The 14,820-nt window shown below is 61.4% G+C and carries 17 protein-coding genes; 11 read left to right on the forward strand and 6 right to left on the reverse strand.

Translation table 11 applies throughout. The features are described from left to right. Positions 1-374: 374 nt before the first annotated feature. Positions 375-2,501: a TonB-dependent receptor gene (locus J1G37_RS24680; protein ID WP_207045951.1), complete on the reverse strand. Its 2,127-nt coding sequence runs from the start codon at positions 2,499-2,501 to the stop codon at positions 375-377. Between the two features lie 95 nt (positions 2,502-2,596). Then, entirely contained in the window at positions 2,597-2,986 is a 390-nt protein-coding gene (locus tag J1G37_RS24685; protein ID WP_207045953.1) for a DUF2946 domain-containing protein, read from the reverse strand. Positions 2,987-3,079: 93 nt separating this feature from the next. Here J1G37_RS24685 and J1G37_RS24690 point away from each other — a divergent pair, with 93 nt between their 5' ends. The 3 genes from J1G37_RS24690 to J1G37_RS24700 all read left to right on the forward strand — a co-directional run bounded on the left by J1G37_RS24690 (position 3,080) and on the right by J1G37_RS24700 (position 6,522). Continuing rightward, the gene (locus J1G37_RS24690) at positions 3,080-3,517 is read left to right on the forward strand and encodes a DUF3995 domain-containing protein (RefSeq protein ID WP_124530054.1); all 438 of its coding nucleotides are present in this window, start codon (positions 3,080-3,082) and stop codon (positions 3,515-3,517) included. Positions 3,518-3,613: 96 nt separating this feature from the next. Then, on the forward strand, positions 3,614-6,112 hold the full coding sequence (locus J1G37_RS24695; RefSeq protein WP_207045956.1) for a TonB-dependent siderophore receptor: 2,499 nt from the start codon (positions 3,614-3,616) through the stop codon (positions 6,110-6,112). An 80-nt stretch (positions 6,113-6,192) separates the two neighbouring features. Then, positions 6,193-6,522: a hypothetical protein gene (locus J1G37_RS24700; protein WP_026136677.1), complete on the forward strand. Its 330-nt coding sequence runs from the start codon at positions 6,193-6,195 to the stop codon at positions 6,520-6,522. A 5-nt stretch (positions 6,523-6,527) separates the two neighbouring features. On the opposite strand, the gene J1G37_RS24705 is transcribed toward J1G37_RS24700, so the two are convergent. Next, a complete protein-coding gene (locus tag J1G37_RS24705; protein WP_207045957.1) occupies positions 6,528-7,427 on the reverse strand; it encodes a LysR family transcriptional regulator in 900 nt (299 codons plus the stop codon). Positions 7,428-7,534: 107 nt separating this feature from the next. Between J1G37_RS24705 and J1G37_RS24710 the strand changes: the two genes are divergently transcribed. Both J1G37_RS24710 and J1G37_RS24715 read left to right on the forward strand, forming a co-directional pair. Further along, on the forward strand, positions 7,535-8,635 hold the full coding sequence (locus J1G37_RS24710) for an AbrB family transcriptional regulator (protein WP_242551721.1): 1,101 nt from the start codon (positions 7,535-7,537) through the stop codon (positions 8,633-8,635). Between the two features lie 566 nt (positions 8,636-9,201). After that, the gene (locus J1G37_RS24715) at positions 9,202-9,459 is read left to right on the forward strand and encodes a hypothetical protein (protein ID WP_207045959.1); all 258 of its coding nucleotides are present in this window, start codon (positions 9,202-9,204) and stop codon (positions 9,457-9,459) included. A 271-nt stretch (positions 9,460-9,730) separates the two neighbouring features. Here the strand turns inward: J1G37_RS24715 and J1G37_RS24720 are convergent, their stop codons facing one another. Beyond that, complete coding sequence (locus tag J1G37_RS24720; protein ID WP_207045963.1) at positions 9,731-10,675, reverse strand: diguanylate cyclase; 945 nt, start codon at positions 10,673-10,675, stop codon at positions 9,731-9,733. A gap of 244 nt (positions 10,676-10,919) precedes the next feature. Here J1G37_RS24720 and J1G37_RS24725 point away from each other — a divergent pair, with 244 nt between their 5' ends. Next, on the forward strand, positions 10,920-11,168 hold the full coding sequence (locus J1G37_RS24725) for a DUF1652 domain-containing protein (RefSeq protein ID WP_207045966.1): 249 nt from the start codon (positions 10,920-10,922) through the stop codon (positions 11,166-11,168). Here the strand turns inward: J1G37_RS24725 and J1G37_RS24730 are convergent. Beyond that, entirely contained in the window at positions 11,165-11,305 is a 141-nt protein-coding gene (locus tag J1G37_RS24730; RefSeq protein ID WP_207045968.1) for a hypothetical protein, read from the reverse strand. The two genes, J1G37_RS24725 and J1G37_RS24730, sit on opposite strands and share 4 nt — an antisense overlap. A 223-nt stretch (positions 11,306-11,528) precedes the next feature. On the opposite strand from J1G37_RS24730, the gene J1G37_RS24735 reads away from it, so the two are divergent. From J1G37_RS24735 to J1G37_RS24750, 4 genes are read left to right on the forward strand one after another with little or no spacing between them, the layout of a single operon-like run. Further along, entirely contained in the window at positions 11,529-11,840 is a 312-nt protein-coding gene (locus J1G37_RS24735; RefSeq protein WP_124529184.1) for a YXWGXW repeat-containing protein, read from the forward strand. A gap of 37 nt (positions 11,841-11,877) precedes the next feature. Continuing rightward, positions 11,878-12,456 carry an RNA polymerase sigma factor gene (locus tag J1G37_RS24740; RefSeq protein WP_207045970.1) on the forward strand — a complete coding sequence of 193 codons (579 nt, stop codon included), beginning with the start codon at positions 11,878-11,880 and terminating at the stop codon, positions 12,454-12,456. Further along, a complete protein-coding gene (locus J1G37_RS24745) occupies positions 12,453-12,884 on the forward strand; it encodes a hypothetical protein (protein WP_207045972.1) in 432 nt (143 codons plus the stop codon). Before J1G37_RS24740 ends, J1G37_RS24745 begins: the two co-directional genes overlap by 4 nt. Then, positions 12,881-13,342: a periplasmic heavy metal sensor gene (locus tag J1G37_RS24750; protein ID WP_207045974.1), complete on the forward strand. Its 462-nt coding sequence runs from the start codon at positions 12,881-12,883 to the stop codon at positions 13,340-13,342. The genes J1G37_RS24745 and J1G37_RS24750 overlap by 4 nt, the downstream gene beginning before the upstream one ends. A 3-nt stretch (positions 13,343-13,345) precedes the next feature. On the opposite strand, the gene J1G37_RS24755 is transcribed toward J1G37_RS24750, so the two are convergent. Then, positions 13,346-13,708 (reverse strand): NUDIX hydrolase, encoded by a 363-nt coding sequence (locus J1G37_RS24755; protein WP_207045976.1) that lies wholly within the window; start codon positions 13,706-13,708, stop codon positions 13,346-13,348. Between the two features lie 127 nt (positions 13,709-13,835). On the opposite strand from J1G37_RS24755, the gene J1G37_RS24760 reads away from it, so the two are divergent. After that, positions 13,836-14,816, forward strand: coding sequence for a Gfo/Idh/MocA family oxidoreductase (locus J1G37_RS24760; protein ID WP_207045978.1), 981 nt, complete (start codon positions 13,836-13,838; stop codon positions 14,814-14,816). Positions 14,817-14,820 lie beyond the last annotated feature (4 nt).

Raw genomic sequence — 14,820 nt, forward strand, 5'->3', positions numbered from 1 at the left:
TCGGTCATCTTCGGCCCGGTAGTACTCGGCCGTGTCGATGCCAGAGATGCTAAGAACGGCTATGTTTCAATCAAAGTGTCACCTATGTGAATGCACTTTTTTGTAACCCATGTGGTTGTTCCGTACATGCCCCAACACTCGGCACCTCGCCTAGGCTCGGTGTGCCCGTAATCCATATCGGATTCCGGCCAGCGTGTTTAACGGGGCGCCTAAGATCAAAATCAAAAACAAAGCGAGGCGGCCTGACAGCCGACCTGATCAATGAAGCGTGCGCGGTCTCCTGTGGGAGCTGGCTTGCCTGCGATGGCATCAACTGGGTGTGCCTGATGTACCGAGTTGTCTGCATCGCAGGCAAGCCAGCTCCCACATCAGGTCTAGAACTTGGTTTGTACGGCCAGTTCGAACGTTCTCGGCGATCCCAGGTAGTAAGCCGGCGACACATGCGCAAACTCGGCATACACCTCATTCGTCAGGTTGCGCACGCGACCCGTCACCGAGGTGTGTTGATCCACCTGGTAGCGCAGGAACGTGCCGAACAACGTGTACGCCGGCACGGTCAGGGTGTTGGCATTGTCCGCATACACCTGCGCCACATAGCGCGCATCCACGCCGCCTTGCCAGTCCTCGCTAAAGTCATACGTCAGCCACAGGTTGCCCACGCGTTTGGGCACGTTGGTCGGGGTGTTGCCCTTGCGCGATACCACGGCGCCGCTGGTGAGCTTCTCGTTGAACTCGTCGTATTCGGCGTCCACCCAGGCGAAGTTGCCTTCGGCCAGCAACCGTGGGGTGATGCGCAGTGAGCTGGCCAACTCGATACCTCGGGAGGTCTGTGCGCCGACGGGAATGCTGCTGGTCGGGTCCAGTGGGTCTGTGACGGCAAAGTCCTTGCGCTCGATCCGGTAGGCGGCAACGGTGGCCGAGCCACGGCCGTCCAGGTAATCGAACTTGCTGCCCACTTCCCACTGCTTGCCGGTAGATACATCGAACACCTGGGTCGTGGTGGTCGGCTGCTCGGCGGCGGTGCTGTATTGCACATAGACATTCGCCGACGGGATGAACTGGTAGGTCAGGCCGACGCGCCCGGTCAACGGCTCCCACCTGCGTTTGAAGTGTCGCGGGTTGGTGGCGGTCACGGTGCTGTGGTTGGTGACATCCAGGTCGATGGCGTCATAACGCAGGCCGGTCAGCAGCGACAGTTTGTCGGTGAGGCCCAGGCGGTTTTCCACGAACAGGGCCCGGGTGGTGACTTCGTTGGTCTTGTCCTTGATAAAGCCAGGTCGGGTGCCCGGGATGGCATAGAAATGCCCCGGGTCGAAGTGGTTGGGGTCAACCGCACTGTTCCCCGCAGCACGCAGTGGGCTGCTGGTGGTGCTGTTGATTTTGTATTCGAAGCCGCCGGACCAGGTGGTCGCCAGGCCAAAGATGCTGGCGTCGTGGCGCAGCTCAAACTGGTTGCCATTCTGCTCGCCCTGATGGCGCACCTGATACGCGGTCGAGCGGTTTACGGCGCTGTTGTCGGCGTTGTACTGGTAGGTCTCCAGGTTGCGGTAGTCGCGCTGGCTGTCGAGGTGATAGAGGGTGTTTTTCAACGTGGTGCTGTCGTTGATCCGGTAGTCGATGATCGACCGCGCCCACAGGGTGCGCTGCTCATAACGGCCATCGGCGACGTTGTAGTTGTTGAAGCGGTTGTGCCGGTCGATCTTCAACTCGCCGGCCTTGGGATTGAGCACCGGGGTGCCCCAGTAAGGACTGTCCTCATGTTCATCCTGGTATTCCAGGGCCAGGGTGTGGGACAGGTCTGGCGTGAGGTCGCTGAGCAGGGAAAACGCCAGGCTCCAGGCCTCGCGTTGGTCGCGCTCGATATAGCTGTGGTTGCTGTTGCGGCTCAGATCCAGGCGTGCGTAGTGCTGCACCGCGGCGCCCGGTTCGGTGAGGGCGTGGTTGAGGCCGAGGGCGATGCCGGTGGTGTCGTAGCTGCCATAGCTGAGCTGGCCTTGCGCAGCTTGTTCTTCGCGGCCGGCGAGCTTGGTCACGTAGTTGAGCGAGCCGCCCACGGAGCCGGCACCGTTGATCAGGGAGGAGGGGCCGCCCACCAGTTCCACGCGATCGTAGATCCACGCATCCACCGGGCGCGCCAGGCCGGTCGCGACGTTGATGCCGTTGAACATCTGGGTGATCTGGCTGCTGGTAAAGCCACGATAAGACACGAATCCGCCAAACCCCGGCGGCGCGCTGGCATTGACGCCGGGCAGGGTGTTGGCTGCATCGCGGAAGGTCTTGGCGCCGTGGCGCTCGATATCGTTGCGGTTGGCGATGGCCACCGACGCCGGGGTTTCCCGCACGCTCAGCCCAAGCCGTGAGGCCATGCCGCTGGATTGATCCAGCGCCAGGCCGGGTTCGGCGCTTTGCTCGCCATCGATGGTGGTGGGCGCCAGCTCTAAGGCCCAGGCGCAGACAGGCAGGCAGCCGAACAGGCCCGCCAACAGGGGTAGATGTTTCATGGTTGAATCCTGAAAAACTTGGCTTGAAAACAACGCACAGCCACCCGCAATCCCGTGGGGATGCAGTGCTCAGTGCAGATCAGACAGCGAAGGGATCAGGCGACAGCAGGTGGCGCGCGCGGATGAGCCGTGGGCCAGGTGAAGCGGGCGGGGATGTCAGCGGCCAGCACCACCGCAGGCGGTGGCGCATGGGGTTGTGGCACTACCGCCACATTCAGGCTGGAACTGAGGGCCGGGCCCATGCCGGCGCTGGAACACAGCGGGCAACCGAAGGCCTTGGCCAGGGTCGGCAGGCTCTCATCGGTGGAATTGGCGGGCGCAGGCGCCTGGGTGCGCGGGTCCACCGTACAGAACTGGCCGCCGATGCCGTTGAGCTGCATGCCGACCATCTGCCCGTGACCGATGCTGCAGGCGAACACATTGAACAGGACGCAGCAGTAGAGCATCCAGGCAATGAGCGAGCGGTCGGTGCGGGCGAATTTCATGGGGCGGCACTTTACCATCAGCCGCCGACGAAATGCCTGCAAAAAAACTCAAGGCGACTATCCTCTTTCGGACTTTTCCAGGGAGAGCCAGCCATGAGCTTTGTCATTGCGCGATGGATCGTCGGAGTGTTTACCTGCATCAGCATGGTCCACCTTTACTGGGCTGCCGGTGGCAAGCTCGGCAGCCTCGCCGCCATCCCCCAATTGCCCGGCGAATTTGCCCGTGGGCCAAGGCCGGCGTTCAAGCCTTCGGCGCTGGGGACGTTGCTGGTGGCGATGGGCTTGGTGGCGATTGCATTGCTCGTGTGTCTGCGTGCGGGGTTGTACTTCTCGGCAGTGTCCCATGGCGCGTTGCAGTGGGGGATCAGCGCGATTGCCCTGGTGATGTTTGCCCGGGCGATTGGCGATTCGGAGCTGGTGGGCTTTTTCAAGAAGGTCGGTGGGTCGCGGTTTGCTCGGCTGGATACGTATTTTTATTCGCCGTTGTGTTTGGTGTTGGGGGTGGGGTTGTTGGTAGTGGCGTGGGGTTGAAAATACACCTGCGCAAATAAAAATCGCTCTCATCCTTGCCCGATCTTCCGAGCTGCCCGTCATGGTTAATAGAACCTCTATTACCCAGGACTTCCCATGTCGCTTGCCCGTCCCTTGCACCCACTGGCCCTGTCAGTGGCGATGGCTTTTGCTGCTGTGCCGTTGCTGAATACCCCGTCCGTTTGCGCCGCCGAGAGCGCCAATACCGTGCGCGGTTTCTCGATTCCCGCTGGCGATTTGAGCCGGGCCCTCAATAGCCTTGCCGAGCAGGCTGGCCTGGTGCTGGCGTTCGATGCCGGCCTGACCCGTGGCAAACACAGCGCCGGCTTGAGCGGGCAGTACGCCACCGATGTGGCATTGACCCAGTTGCTCGCCGGCAGCGGCCTGCAAGCGCTGAAGCTCTCCGCCGACCGCTATCGCCTCGAAGCCATCCCGGATAACGGCGCGGCAATGGAGTTGCAGGCCACCACCATCAGCGGCGCCTACCAGAGCGAAAGCCCGACCGGACCCGTGGCCGGTTACGTGGCCACCCGCAGCCTGTCGGGCACCAAGACCGACACGCCGATCATTGAGACCCCGCAGTCGATCTCCATCGTCACCAAAGACCAGATGCGCGCGCAGAACGCCGAGAGCCTCAACCAGATCCTGCGCTACAGCGCGGCCGTGGTCCCGGAAACCCGTGGCGCCACCGCCTCGCGTCTCGATCAGTTGACCATCCGCGGTTTTTCGCCCGCCACTTACCTCGATGGCCTGCGCATGCCATCGAGCCGCGACGCGTTGCCGCAAAAAGATGCCTTTGACCTGGAACGCGTCGAAGTCCTGCGTGGCCCGGCCTCGGTGCTGTACGGGCAGGGCACGCCCAGCGGCGTGATCAACATGGTCAGCAAGCGCCCGTTGGACACACCGTTTCATGAGGTGGGCGTGGAGTACGGCACCTTCGACAAGAAGCGCACGACCTTTGACCTGAGCGGCCCGATGGATGACCAGGGCGTGTATTCCTACCGCGTGGCCGGGCTTTTCGACGACGCAAACGGGCAGGTGGATCACACCGAAACCCGCCGTCAGGCGTTGTCCAGCGCCTTCACCTGGCGCCCGGATGACGACACGTCGCTGACCTTGCTCGGGCACTTCCAGAAGGACCCCAAGGGCGCGTCCTACGGTTCGGTGCCGGCGTGGGGTTCGGTGCTGCACAGCCCGACCGGGCACGATATCGATGTGGGCTTCTATGACGGCGAGAAGAACTTCGAGAAAAGTGACCGCGAGTACTACTCCATCGGTTACGCCTTCGAACACCGCTTCAACGACGTGTGGACCGTGCGCCAGAACGCGCGTTACCTGCGCAGCGAAGGCCAGTACCGCAGCCTCTACAGCAACTACCTGATGACGGACTATCGCACCATCCGCCGTTCGACCATCGCCAGCGATGTGAACATGGACGCCTACGCCCTCGACAACCAGGTGCAGGCCAAGTTTGATACCGGCCCGTTGCAGCACACCTTGTTGATGGGCCTCGACTACCAGAACACCAGCACCGACACCAAGTCCGGTTCCGGCGTCTACACCGCCGGGCCGACCCTGGATATTTTCAACCCGGTGTACGGTGCGGCGGTGCCGGTGCCGGCGTACACCACCGACGGCACGTCGCGCAGCGAACAGACCGGGGTGTACCTGCAAGAACAGATGAAGTGGGACAAGTGGGTGCTGCTGCTGGGCGGGCGTTATGACTGGGCCAGCACCGATAACAGCACCCAGACGATCAGCACCGGCGCCAAGAGCAAGTCCTCCCTGGACAGCAAGGCCTTCACCGGCCGCATCGGCCTGGTCTATCTGTTTGATAATGGCCTGGCGCCGTATGCCAGTTACTCGGAGTCGTTCAACCCGCAGTCGGGTACTGGCTACGGTGGCTCGGTGTTCAAGCCGACCGAAGGCAAGCAGTATGAAATCGGCATCAAGTACCAGCCGCCGGGCAGCAACAGCTTTATCACCGCGGCGATTTTCGATCTGCGCCAGAGCAATGTACTGACCACCGATCCAGACCCCACCCACCTGTGCGGCACCGGCCGCTGCCAGAGCCAGGACGGCGAAGTGCAATCCCGAGGCTTTGAACTGGAAGGCAAGGCCAGCCTCAATGACAACCTGGATATCACCGCGGCTTACGCTTACCTGGACAACCGTATCAGCAAGTCCAACAGCACTGTGCGCTATGCGCCCATCAGCGACATCGGCGTAGGCCCGGCCATCGCCGCCGAAGGCACCACCACCTACGCGGTGCCTCGCCACACGGCATCGGCCTGGGCGGACTACACCTTCCATGATGGCCACCTCAAGGGCTTCGGTGCCGGCGCCGGTGCGCGTTATGTCGGCTCGTCCTGGGGCGACACGGCCAACACCCTGAAAGTGCCGGGCTACACCTTGTTCGACGCGGCGGTGCACTACGACATCCCGAACATCACCAGCCTCAAGGACAACCTGCGCCTGGCCCTCAACGCCACCAACCTGGCGAATAAAGAGTACGTCGCATCGTGCTATTCCTACTCGTGGTGCTGGTATGGCTCACAGCGCACGGTACAAGCGAGTGCCACCTATCAGTGGTGATAAGGCACTTTAATGGCCCCTGTGTAACAAAATCCTCGGCAGAATCGCTTTTATTTTCAGTCGGTTAGTTGGGGATGTTAATGCGCACTGTTGGAATCATGCTGATCGCCTGCTCACTGGCAGGCGGCGCGGCTGCCGTGCAGGCACGGGAGCTGCGCGAGGGTGACAAGTACATGTGCAGCTGGGGCGCGGGCACGGCCGCCAGGGCCCAGGAATTGAAGCTGTCGGGGGTGTCGTTGTATGCCGCGCGGCAGAAGATCCAGACCATCAAGTTCAACAAGTCGTGGATGCGCATGATGGCCATGGGCATCACCGAACAGACCTATGACAGTCGCTCGCGGCTCAAGCCCGAAGCGATCCGCCAGAGTTTTTACCAGGACTGCGTGCGCTACAAAGTGGCGCGCAAATAGCCGGCTCAGTGCGACAGCGGTGAGCTGGCGTCTTCCTGGAAATACACCTTCGCCGTTTCGATAAACCGTCGATTGGCCTGGGACAGGTATTCGCTGCCCCGCCAGCACAGGTTGAAGTGCATGAACTGCGCAGGTTCGAAAGACACTCCGGCCAATTCGGGCTCCTGCTCCTGCACTGAACGCAGCAGGGTGGAAAGCCCCATGCCGCTGCGCGTGGCGGCAATCACCAGTGGCACGAAGTTGCTTTCCAGGGCGATGTTGAAACGCACCCGGGCATTGCTGCAGAACGCATCCAACAGGTGACGTTGCAGGAAGGTGTTGTCGAACACCAGCATCGGCTCGCCCTGCAAGCGTTCTGCGGCGACCGAGGCTGCGGTCGCCAAGGGGTGCTGCTCATGCATGCACAACACCATCTCATCGCTGCCGAGCAACACTGACTGCCAGTCGGGATCGACGCGCCGCGACTCCAGCAGCGCCACGTCAATATCCCGTGTTGCCAGGCGCGCGCTGATGTCATCGGCACTGCCTTCCACCACGTGCATGGCAATGCCGGGGTAGTGCGCGCGGAACTGCATCAGCAACTCGGGAATATGCCGGATGCCGTACATCGGCGGGATGCCGACGCGGATTTCGCCGCTGTGCAAGTGCGTCAGGTCCTGCAACTCACGGCGGGCCCCCGTCAACCCTTGCAGGCAGGCTTCGGCGCGGGCGAGGAACAGCTGGCCTTCGGCCGTTACGCTGATCTGCCGCGTGGCACGGTTGAAGAGGGCCACGCCCAGCTCATCTTCCAGGCGGCTGACCGCCATGCTCAGCGCCGGCTGCGCCACATGCAGGGCCTGCGCCGCCTTGGTAAAGCTGCCTTGGCGGGCGATTTCGACGCAGTACTCCAGGGCTTTCAGGTTCACGAGGGCTCGCATAACAAAGAGTGATGGGTAGCTTCACAAATGAATATTTTTTGTGATGATGGACAGTCTATAACCTGTCGGCACTCTTCTCCATGCCGGACTTCATCATGACCCTCAACCTTCGCCAGTATTGGCTTGTCACCCTGATTGTCGGCGCCTTGGGCGGCAGCCTTGCGCAGTGGGCCGGTTGGCCGTTGCCCTGGGTCATCGGTTCGTTGCTGGCGGTATTGATCAGCCGGTGCAGCGGGGCGAGGGTTCCGCAAATTCCCCATGGGCGCGAAGCCGGGCAGTTGATTGTCGCCGTGGCGATTGGCTGCCACTTCACCTTGCCGGTAATGCAACAAGTGGTCGCGCACCTTGGGCTGATCGTCACGGCAGTGTTGCTGACGCTGGTGCTGGCATTGGGCTCGGTGTGGTTGCTGCACCGCTGGGGCGTGGCCTTTGGCACGGCGTTTTTCGCGTTGATGCCGGCCAACTCCACGGAGATGGTCCACTTGGGCCGACAACGCCAAGCCGACCCCGGTTTGATTGCTGCCGCCCACAGCCTGCGCCTGTTGCTGATCCTGCTGGCAGTGCCAGCGGTCGCGACCTTTGGTTTGGCGCATACCGCTGCCCCCACGCCGTTGCCGGTGATCTGGCCCTGGCTGATCTTTATCCTGGGCATCAGCCTGCTGGCGGCAATGGGGTTCAAACGCTGCAACCTGCCCAATCCCTGGACCTTCGGCCCGTTCCTGATTTGCGCCGTGGGCGTCGCCTGTAACAACTTATCGATGAGCATGCCCGGCTGGCTCAGTGGCGCCGGCCAGTTGCTGATCGGCTGTGCATTGGGCGCGGCGTTTGAGCGCAGTTTTTTCCGGCGCGCCCCGGGTTTTCTCGCCAAGGTGCTGGTGCTGCTGAGCGGCTCGATAATCGCCACCGCGCTGGCGGCCTGGGCATTGGGGACGTGGCTGGGGATGCCGTGGCTGTCGCTGGCCCTGGGCATGATGCCCGGCAGCGCGCCGGAGATGAGCCTGACCGCGGAGGCCTTGGGGTTGGCCGTGACGTTGGTGACGGCGATGCAGGTGATGCGCATGCTGCTGATCCAGGCGGCGTGCTTGCCGTTGTATCGGCTGCTGAGCTGCTCTTGGATAGGCATAGTGAGCATTGCTGCTGGACCTGTTGCGAGGGAGCTTGCTCCTGTGACGGACTGTCCTGCGACCGAGTCTTAACGGATGTAAACCGGTTCAACTGTGGGAGCTGGCTTGCCTGCGATGGCTATGTGTTAGTCGCTGAGACTTTTTGATCGGAGTACATATCCGTTATCTAGGCAACGGCTGATTATGGTTCCGCCCTTACGGCGGCTCACTTTTGAAGAGCGCAAAAGTAAGCAAAACGCTCTTGCCCCACCACTCGGCACCTCGCCTAGGCTCGGTGTGCCCTCTCTCCGGCTTGAATCCGTGGGCCGCCGTCATGGGCCATCCTTGGCCCAGGACGGCTAACCCGGCGTCCTGCCGGGTTACCCACGGATTCAAGCCTGCGTTCGGCCAGCGTGGTTAACGGGGCGCCTAAGATCAAGATCAAAAGCCAAATCAAAAGCCAGAGCCAGAGCCGGAGCTTCGGGTTTTGTCAGGTCCAGTAGTTGTGTAGATACCTATGCTTGGATAGGGCAAGCAGGGACTGTTGCCAAACCTGTGACCCGCTAGCGAGGCGGTTTACAAAACCACGACAATTGCTGTGTTTCTATTTGCATACAATTGCACGCTTCGTCGCAAATAGAGCAGGTCGTTGCCGGACCATGTACCAGCCAGAGCCTTCATCACCCAACAGCCTGCGCCACTTCGCGGTCGGCGTGCTGTGTGTCGCGGTGCTGTTGGGTGGTTACTTCATGCATATCAACGCCAGCGCGGATCGCCAGCGGGCGGAGGCGGCTGAGCGATTGGTGCTCTGCCAGCAGGTGGAGCGTCTGGCCAGTGCCGCCGCGTCCGGTGGATTGAAGCTGGGCGACAGTTGCGCGAGCAATCGCCCCGAAGTGTCAGGTCGGGTGAGTCAATAACCCTCTTTTATAAGGGGGAATATACGTCGCAAGTATCCCCCTTACTTGCACCAAAAAGTGGCACTCATATACCCGGCCACCTTAAAAAACATGTGGTTATTGAATGACTTACGGCTGTTTTAATCCGACGAAAGGATTAGTTTGGTCTTGTTACAGCTTATTACAATCGCTACTATAGCCGGGCGTTCACCTCCCACGGTTTATGCATTTTTAAATCCCAAGTTTCCATCAGCTACTTGGGATTTTTTTTGCCCGCGATTTGACTCCCACCTCAAACTTCAATAGCGGCAAACTCCGCGCGCATCCGCCCGTTGTGTTTGGCCTGGTACAGCAACTTATCGACCTGTTCCACAAACCCCAGCATCGGGCTGTTTGGTGTCACGGTGTGGGTGCCGACGCCAAGGCTGACGCTCAACCATTTGGATACCGGGGAAAACCCATGCTCGATCTGCCGTTGGCGCACCAGATGCAGGCAGCGTTGCGCCACTAACTTCGCCGATGCTGCGTCCGTTTCCGGCAACAGCCACACAAATTCTTCACCGCCGATGCGCGCGATGAAGTCCCGGGGGCGGTTGGCCGCTTGCGAGAGGGTGTTTGCCACCTGGCGCAGGCACTCGTCGCCTTTGATATGGCCGTAGTGGTCGTTGTACTGCTTGAAAAAGTCGATATCGAGGATAATCAGCGACAGGGGCAACTGGCTGCGCTGGGCGCTGGTCCATTCGCGCTCCAGCACGGTGTCGAACATGCGCCGGTTGGCGATGCCGGTGAGGCCGTCCTGGAAGGAATATTCCTCCAGTTGTTTCTGCAGGCGGATCAGGTGTTCTTCGGTCTTCTTGCGCTCGCTGATATCGAACATAAAGCCAATCAGTGCTTCGACTTCGCCGTCCTTGCGCACCACATGCACCACATCGCGGATCCACACGTAGTCGCCGTTCACCGTCAGCGCGCGATAGTCGGCCTCGTGGTCCACGCCGGCGCGGGATTGCGACACGCAGAAATTCACCACGTATTCGCGATCATCCGGGTGCATGCGCTCCACCCAGTCATCCACGCTGACCCAGCTTTGCGGGGTCCAGCCCAGCAGCGTTTCGATCTGCGGGCCGATATAGCTGAAGGTCATGGTCTGCCAGTCGATGCGCCAAGGGATGGCCTTGGTCGATTCCAGCAGGGTCTTGTACACATCGCGGTCGGGCTGGCTCGGGGGATCGATGCTCATGGGCGGCGGCTCCGGGAGTGGCGAAAAGCCAAGAGCGTCTGGTGATCGCGAGTGGGAGTCAAGCCTTCGCCGTGGCAGCAGACGAGAGGTCGTGTGCTGGGTTTCTGGCGCCAGCGGGCCAGCGTTTTGCAGGCAAAATGAGGCCTGGCTAACACTTTTGCATTAATTCTGCAGATGCGCCCAAACCTCAACTAATCTGGTCGAATCCAACCAGCAGGGTAGAACCCAGGGACGGGGGCTTATCATGATTTCCATCATCGAACTCAATCGCATCATGGCCGTGGGTTTTTTGCCACTTGCCTGTGACTGCACCCTCAATGGCGACGGTTCGCTGCGCATCAGCGTGTTTGAGCCGGTCTCCGGGCGCGTCGATCTGTTGCTGACCCGCGTGTCGCCCGAAGGTCTGGACAGCATCCGTTCCATCTCAAACCTGATTGGTGAGCTGCGCACCGAGCTCAAGGCCGGGCGCCGGGGGTTTGCGGCGGTCGGTTAGCTGTTGACGGTGTCTGCGGTGGTTGTGACCGCACCGTAATAGCGCCAGCAGCAATGGCGGTGTTCGGGCAGGATCACGCAGCCGCTGAGGCTGGCGATCAGCAGGGCGGCAACCAGCATGGTTAGGCGACGGGACATGGTATTTCCTCTGGGTGTGTGCGGCGTTATTCCTTTAACGCTGGCGCCGGCATAAATCCGTCGCGTTGCTTTCAGATATTTCATCAAGCGCTGTCAGCCCCTGGGCAATACTTCCCTTCAGCACTCCCGGAAAAAACCTGCGTGCCCTGCGACGGATTTTCCGGCACCCGCCGTTCAACCCATCAGCCGCGAACATTTTCGTCCGCCGCCTGAAGGAGTTGCCATGAGCACACTGGCCCAATTGCGCTATGCCTTGCTGGTCCCGCTGGTTTTTGCGGCGTTTGTCAGCACCCCGACGTTTGCCCAGACCGAAGTCATCATTCGCCAGGCGCCACCGGTGGAGCGGGTCGAGGTGATCCCCGCCGGGCGCCCGGGTTATGCCTGGGACCGCGGCCACTGGGGCTGGCAGCGTGGCGCCTACGCCTGGGTGCCAGGGCATTGGCAGCCGGTGATGCGCAATGCGCGCTGGCAACCCGGCCACTGGGAATCCCGTGGCCCGAACTGGTACTGGCGTGAAGGCCGTTGGATGCGTTGAAACCTGCTACTTAGCCTGCGGACCGAGAATTAGCCGATTGAAAGACACTGACCCGGACGTTGAGCTGCTGGCGCGTATCGGCAACAACGAGCCTGCGGCCGTCGACGAAATGGTGACGCGCAAACTGCCGCGTCTGCTGGCGCTCGCCAGTCGGATCCTGGGGGATGCCGACGAGGCCAAGGACGTGGCCCAGGAGAGCTTCCTGCGGATCTGGCGCCAGGCGGCCAGCTGGCGCGCTGGGGACGCGCGCTTTGATACCTGGTTGCACCGGGTTGCGCTGAACCTGTGCCGCGACCGCTTGCGCCGGCGCAAGGAGCGCCCGTTGCACGAGGATGAGGCGCTGCAACTGGCCGACACCGCGCCGTCGCCGGACGAGCACCTTGAAGCCGCTGACCGCAGCGCGCGGATGGCTGCCGCCTTGGCCGCATTACCCGAGCGGCAGCGCGAAGCGATCGTGTTGCAGTATTACCAGGAGCTATCGAACATCGACGCCGCGGCCTTGATGGAGATCAGCGTCGAGGCACTGGAGAGCCTGCTGTCACGGGCTCGCCGCCAGTTGCGCAATCAACTTGCCGATACACCAGGGCTTGCCCGCCCAGGAAGGGAAAAATCATGACGCCCGAACGATTCGCTTATTTGGCTGATGCCTACGGGGCCAGCCTGCATCGCTGGCCGCTTGCTGAACAGGCGCCAGCCCAGGCCCTGCTCGACAGCGGCGACCCCAGCGCCCGCCAGGCTTTGCACGAAGCCGCTTGGCTGGATACGCAACTGGATGCTCACTCAGCGCCACGCTTCGATTCGGCGCTGGCCAGGCAGATTCGCCAATCCGTACCGCGACGGGCGTCATTTTGGTCGCGTTATGCCAACTGGCTGTCACCCGCCGGCCTGGTGGGCGTGGGCATTGCTGGCATCGCCGCGGGGGTGTTGGTGGCTTCGATGAGCGTGCCGCTGCCGATGCTGTCCTCCGAGGTGCTGCCCAGCGTGTTCGATCAGGGCGATGCGGAAGTCGTGTTTAGCGTTAACGCCGAGGAAGCAGAACAATGACGCCCAAGTCCCTTAAACCGTGGTTGATGGTATCGATGTTGCTCAACGTGTTTTTGCTCGGTGGTGTGGGCGGTGGCCTCTACCATTGGGTGGCGACGGCCAAACCCGTCGAAGCCGTGGTCAACCAGCATGGGCTGCGCCAGGCAATGTTCAAGTTGCCACCGGAGCGCCGCCGGGAACTGCGCCAACTGTTGCGGCACAACCGCGCCGACAGCCAGCCGTTGATCATGGCCGGACGCGAAGCCCGGCTTGGGGTGATCCAGCAACTGCAAGCGCCGACACTGGACCGTGACGTACTGGTGGCTGAGTTGGCCAAGGCTCGCGAAGCGGATATGGCCTTGCGCGCGCTGGTGGACACGACGCTGGCACAATTCGCCAGCACGCTGCCCCAGGATGAGCGACAGAACCTGGTGGAAGCGTTGTATTTGCGGGGGCAGGCCAAAACCCAACAGAAATGACGGTTACAGGCGACGCAGGAAGGATTTGACGATATGCCGGGTGGCGTCGGTGGTGTCCAGTTGGTCCATCGCGCCATAGGCATGCCACTGGCAATCGACTATTTCGTTACAAGGCTTTGCGTCGGCGATGTTGACCACCGATGCCTCGAACACATGATGCAGCGTGTCGCGCGCCTTCAGTTCCTGCAAATAAAGCAAGCCGTCCACGGTCAGCCCGGTTTCTTCCTCCAGCTCCCGTTCAGCCGCGCCCACAGGGCGCTCGCCGGGCTCGACCTTGCCGCCCGGCAAGGCCCATTTTGACCTGGCCTTGCGCACGAAGAGGATTTGCCCCTCGTGTTCGCAAATGACCGTTGCGCGAATTTTCATCGTCTGTGCCCCCGCAGGTGGATGAATGTCATAAAAGTGTAATGCAATTGTCATGCTAAGTGTTTGTAGCGGGGGCCTCGAGGTATGTGGATACTGCGCCCTTGATTTAAACGGCCGAGGAAAACAGATGAACACCGTACGTTGGGGGATGATCGGTTGTGGCAGTGTCACTGAGTTAAAGAGTGGACCCGCTTTCTATAAAGTGCCAGGTTCGGCACTGGTGGCCGTGATGGGGCGCCGTGAAGAAGCGGTGCGCGATTATGCGGCACGCCATGGGATTGCCCGCTTCTATACCGACGCCCAAGCGCTGATCAACGACCCTGAAGTGGACGCGGTGTACATCGCCACGCCACCCGCCAGCCACCTTGAATACAGCCTGATGGTGGCGGCAGCCGGCAAGCATTGCTGCGTCGAGAAACCCATGTCGATGAATGCCGAGCAAAGCGCGCTGATGCAGCGCACCTTCGAGCGCGCCGGGTTGCATCTGTTCGTCTCCTATTACCGGCGCTCGCTGCCACGTTTCCAGCAAGTGCGTGACTGGCTGCGGGAAGGGCGCATCGGCGAGTTACGCCACCTCACCTGGACCCTGTGCAAACCGCCTGCCGCCGAAGATGCCAGCGCCGCCAACTGGCGCACTGACCCGATGGTTGCCGGTGGCGGCTACTTCGCCGACCTGGCCAGCCATGGCTTTGACCTGTTTCAGTATCTGGCCGGGGATATTGTTGAAGTAGCCGGTTTTACGTCGCGCCAGGAGGGTCGTTATGCTGCCGAAGATGCGGTGACCGCCAGCTGGCGTTTCGCCTCGGGTGCGCTGGGCATGGGCTGCTGGAATTTTGTTGCGGACCGTCGCGAAGATCGCGTCGAGTTGATCGGTAGTCGAGGTCGCATCGAGTTTTCAGTGTTCGACGATCAACCGTTGCGGCTTGCAGGCGAGACCCACGAGGTGCTTGAGGTGCCTTGTCATGCACATATCCAGTGGCATCACGTGCTGGGCATGAACGCGCATATCCGGGGCGAAGCCGAGCATCCATCACTGGCGATCGAGGCCCTGAAGACAGATCGCATTCTGGACCAGGTGCTACAACGTAACCCCCATCACCCTGGGTAGGCAC

Source organism: Pseudomonas sp. Marseille-Q1929, assembly GCF_017316265.1.
GTDB lineage: Bacteria > Pseudomonadota > Gammaproteobacteria > Pseudomonadales > Pseudomonadaceae > Aquipseudomonas.

Coding starts and splice junctions, on each gene's coding strand:
- J1G37_RS24710 (WP_242551721.1), top strand. CDS start 7,535: ATGACCCTCAACCTTCGCCAGTATTGGCTTGTCACCCTGATTGTCGGC.
- J1G37_RS24695 (WP_207045956.1), top strand. CDS start 3,614: ATGTCGCTTGCCCGTCCCTTGCACCCACTGGCCCTGTCAGTGGCGATG.
- J1G37_RS24745 (WP_207045972.1), top strand. CDS start 12,453: ATGACGCCCGAACGATTCGCTTATTTGGCTGATGCCTACGGGGCCAGC.
- J1G37_RS24680 (WP_207045951.1), bottom strand. CDS start 2,501: ATGAAACATCTACCCCTGTTGGCGGGCCTGTTCGGCTGCCTGCCTGTC.
- J1G37_RS24760 (WP_207045978.1), top strand. CDS start 13,836: ATGAACACCGTACGTTGGGGGATGATCGGTTGTGGCAGTGTCACTGAG.
- J1G37_RS24755 (WP_207045976.1), bottom strand. CDS start 13,708: ATGAAAATTCGCGCAACGGTCATTTGCGAACACGAGGGGCAAATCCTC.
- J1G37_RS24735 (WP_124529184.1), top strand. CDS start 11,529: ATGAGCACACTGGCCCAATTGCGCTATGCCTTGCTGGTCCCGCTGGTT.
- J1G37_RS24750 (WP_207045974.1), top strand. CDS start 12,881: ATGACGCCCAAGTCCCTTAAACCGTGGTTGATGGTATCGATGTTGCTC.
- J1G37_RS24715 (WP_207045959.1), top strand. CDS start 9,202: ATGTACCAGCCAGAGCCTTCATCACCCAACAGCCTGCGCCACTTCGCG.
- J1G37_RS24690 (WP_124530054.1), top strand. CDS start 3,080: ATGAGCTTTGTCATTGCGCGATGGATCGTCGGAGTGTTTACCTGCATC.
- J1G37_RS24700 (WP_026136677.1), top strand. CDS start 6,193: ATGCGCACTGTTGGAATCATGCTGATCGCCTGCTCACTGGCAGGCGGC.
- J1G37_RS24730 (WP_207045968.1), bottom strand. CDS start 11,305: ATGTCCCGTCGCCTAACCATGCTGGTTGCCGCCCTGCTGATCGCCAGC.
- J1G37_RS24720 (WP_207045963.1), bottom strand. CDS start 10,675: ATGAGCATCGATCCCCCGAGCCAGCCCGACCGCGATGTGTACAAGACC.
- J1G37_RS24725 (WP_207045966.1), top strand. CDS start 10,920: ATGATTTCCATCATCGAACTCAATCGCATCATGGCCGTGGGTTTTTTG.
- J1G37_RS24685 (WP_207045953.1), bottom strand. CDS start 2,986: ATGAAATTCGCCCGCACCGACCGCTCGCTCATTGCCTGGATGCTCTAC.